This window comes from Eudoraea sp., assembly GCF_049665975.1.
Lineage (GTDB): Bacteria > Bacteroidota > Bacteroidia > Flavobacteriales > Flavobacteriaceae > Eudoraea.
Genome location: NZ_JBATGR010000522.1, coordinates 1 through 3474 on the forward strand (window position 1 = coordinate 1; position 3474 = coordinate 3474).

A 3474-nucleotide genomic window follows, 5' to 3' on the forward strand; every position below is an offset into this window, starting at 1 on the left:
GAAGTGGTGGCATTTAGCTCTAACCCAGACAAAAAAGAACAAATAATGGCTATGGGGGCTACCAAAATAGTTAATTCAAGAGATCCGGAGGAATTGGAGTCCATAGCCGGCAGTCTCGATTTCATTCTCAATACCACTAACGTTACCCTGGATTGGAATTCCTATCTAACCGCACTTGCTCCAAAAGGTAGATTTCACAATGTCGGGGCCGTATTGGAACCCTTAGCTATCCCGGCTTTTTCTCTCATTATGGGTGAGAAGTCTGTTGCTGGAAGCCCTTTGGGAAGTCCGGCATTAACTCTAAAAATGCTGGAATTCTGTGTGCGACATGATATTTATCCTATGGTAGAAGAATTTCCTTTGTCGGAAGTTAATGAAGCTATGGATCATTTGGAACAGGGTAAAGCGAGGTATCGGATAGTTTTGAAAGTATCCTAAAAATCAAGGAACTATTTAAAGCCTTTATTGCTACGGGGTCAATTACAAATAATTGACCCCGATTGCACTATTTTGATTTATCACTTTTATTTTCCCGCCAATTCCATAATAATTATCTAAATTATCGGCTGAAAAGCTCTTTATTACAAAAGCCAACCAATGCTAAAATTTTTTCGGAAAATTCGTCAAAACCTAATCTCTGAAGGTAATACCGGTAAATACCTGAAATATGCTTTGGGTGAAATTGTATTAGTTGTAATTGGAATTTTGGTGGCACTTCAGATTAACAATTCTAACGAGGTTCGCAAAACAAGGGATAAAGAACTTATCTACCTTAATAATATTAAAGAAGATCTAAGATTAAATATTGTGGAACTCGAAGAGTATAGTGTTTCAAGAGACGAGGCTATAAACTCAATAGCGCTACTTATGGGGTTTTTTGAAGGTAAAAAGGATCTAAATCTAAATAAATTCAATCTCAATAATTTAAATGTATTAGTATGGTATCCGTTTATCCAGGATGCAAATACTTATCAGGAATTAATGAATTCGGGAAACTTATCCCTCATAGCTAACAAGGAAATTAAGAATGAGCTTCAGAATATGCAGAAGAGTTATGAAAGGATTAAGTTTATAGAAAATGAGATGCAGCAGGATTATGAGAGTTATCTTTATGATCCCTATTTTAGCACAGCAGACCTAAACACGAACTTAAAAAACTATTCACAGCAACTTAACAACGAAAAGCTGAATAGTAAGGAAGAGTTAGAAATTGACCCGTCAGAGGTGGTAACCCTGTTGAATAACAGGAAATATAAGAATGGTTTAGTTCTAGCATCGTACAATAGCGACCTGCTTAAAGTGGAATATCAAAGTATGATAGTTAGAGCTCAGAGGCTTATTGAGTTAATTGACAATGAATCCAACAAGTAACACAAATGAAGGATATTCTGAGATTTATTAAAACTATGAAAAGATGACAGCAATTACAGCCTTACTTTATAAAGTCCTTTTAAAAAATTAAATCAATAACTCCTCTCACAAAAATAAGATGAAAAAAGAATTCTTAACTAGTTGCTTTTTCACAATGCTTTTTTTTACTGTGTTTTCACAAAACCCACTATTTGTTCCTGTAGATTTTGTTGTTCCTGACACTCTGGAGAATGAGCACCTCCGCATAAGGATGCTTACAGTAAATGATGTAGTAAAAGACTATGACGCAGTGATGACCAGTATTGATCATTTAAAGGAAATGTACCCTACATCAAGTTGGCCAAGTAAAGACTTAACTTTTGAACAGGATTTGATTGATTTGGGATGGCACCAGAAAGAATTTCAAATGCGAAGTTCTTTTGCCTATACCGTAGTTTCGCCAGATGAAACTGAGGTTATTGGTTGCCTTTATATCAACCCTACAACTAAAGGTGATTATGACGCCAGCATAAGCATGTGGATTCGAACAAGCATGCTGGATAAAGGATTGGATGCTATTCTGTTTAATTCTGTTAAAGACTGGATTGAAAGAGACTGGCCCTTCAAGAAAGTTGCCTATCCCGGAAGAGAGATATCGTGGGAAAAATGGAAATCACTAAAATAAAGTTGTTCCCGCACCAATCATAAAGCTTGATCAAATACATTTTAATATAATTATGAAAAATACATTTCTAATAATTCTTGCAACCGTCTGTCTGAGTTTTTTAAATGCCCAGACACCTAAATCTCCTTCTTTTGAAGATATTATTTCTATGAGATCTGTTTTTAATGCTGTTGTATCACCAGACGGCAACCATATTTTATTTGAGTCACAAACTACAGATTGGAAAGAAAACAGGTATGACCGGGAACTATGGCTTTCGAAGAACGCAGAGGCCCCAATTCAGCTAACAAATAACCTTAAAGGCAATAGTAGTGGTCCAAAATGGTCACCAAACGGCCAATGGATCGCCTTTCTGTCCAAGCGAGGTGAAAAAACACAAATACAAGCCATCAGTTTGGTTGGTGGCGAAGCGTTTCAGGTAACACATACTGAAAATAATATTAATGATTTTGAATGGTCTCCTGAAGGCAATAAAATTGCATTTCTTCAATCTGAAGACAAATCCAAAGAAGAAAAAAAACGCAAAGAAAAATTTGGAGGCTTTGCGGTGGAAGATGAAGATTTCAAATTAAGACAGATATGGATAGCAGATTTTAAACCTAATCAATTAAGACAAATGCTTAGACCAGATCAGTTAAAGGATTCTGTTTATACCAAAAACCTGGAGGCTAAATTATTACTCGATAGTATAGCGTTTTCCATTAATAGATTTAAATGGTCTCCCGATGGTAAAAAAATAGCCTTTGAACATCAGCCAAACCCCCTGATAAACAGCTTTTTCAAAGCTGATATTTCGATTTATGATATGGCTACAAAATCACATAAAATCCTAGTAAATAACTTAAGTTATGATGGCCTCTTAGATTGGTCCCCCGATGGAAGCGCCATTCTTTATCAAACCAACCTCAACGATAGTATCTCCAATTATTATAAAAACGGAAAGCTATTCAAAATTAATACGGACGGCACTCAAAATAAACAATTAGCAGCAGATTTTGATGAGGAAATCTACCGTTTAAAGTGGACCAAAAGTGGAATATTTGGAGTCGCCTGGCAAAAGACTAAACGTCTTATCCTGAGAATAAATCCGGAAAATGGGAAGGTAAAAAGTTTGCCTGTCAACTCTGAGAGAATCTGGAATTACTCCTTTTCAAAAGATGGTGAAAAAATAGCGTACACAGCTTCCAATGACAATGATTTAACCGAAATCTACTACGGGGATTACCCCTTGAAAAATTCAAGAAAAATTACGACTTCAACTGCGCAAATCAGTAATTGGTTAGTGGCCAATAGTGAGGTTATTTCCTGGAAAAGTGAAGATGGTTCAATCATAGAGGGGGTTTTACACAAACCACAGAATTATGACCCTAACAAAAAATACCCACTCCTTGTAATTATTCATGGAGGCCCCACGGGAATTTCAACCCCCGGCCCTACCC

General features: G+C 36.3%; 4 protein-coding genes. All 4 read left to right on the forward strand.

Annotated features, from left to right (window positions below):
* The coding region (locus tag WBN20_RS16485; RefSeq protein WP_424282475.1) for a zinc-binding dehydrogenase at positions 1 to 438 on the forward strand (438 nt) is incomplete at its 5' end.
* A 159-nt stretch (positions 439 to 597) separates the two neighbouring features.
* The gene (locus tag WBN20_RS16490; protein ID WP_424282476.1) at positions 598 to 1371 is read left to right on the forward strand and encodes a DUF6090 family protein; all 774 of its coding nucleotides are present in this window, start codon (positions 598 to 600) and stop codon (positions 1369 to 1371) included.
* 118 nt (positions 1372 to 1489) lie between these two features.
* Entirely contained in the window at positions 1490 to 2035 is a 546-nt protein-coding gene (locus WBN20_RS16495) for a GNAT family N-acetyltransferase (RefSeq protein WP_424275808.1), read from the forward strand.
* 52 nt (positions 2036 to 2087) lie between these two features.
* A partial coding sequence (locus WBN20_RS16500) for a DPP IV N-terminal domain-containing protein (RefSeq protein ID WP_424282477.1) occupies positions 2088 to 3474 on the forward strand: 1387 nt, incomplete at its 3' end.

Coding starts and splice junctions, on each gene's coding strand:
- WBN20_RS16490 (WP_424282476.1), top strand. CDS start 598: ATGCTAAAATTTTTTCGGAAAATTCGTCAAAACCTAATCTCTGAAGGT.
- WBN20_RS16495 (WP_424275808.1), top strand. CDS start 1,490: ATGAAAAAAGAATTCTTAACTAGTTGCTTTTTCACAATGCTTTTTTTT.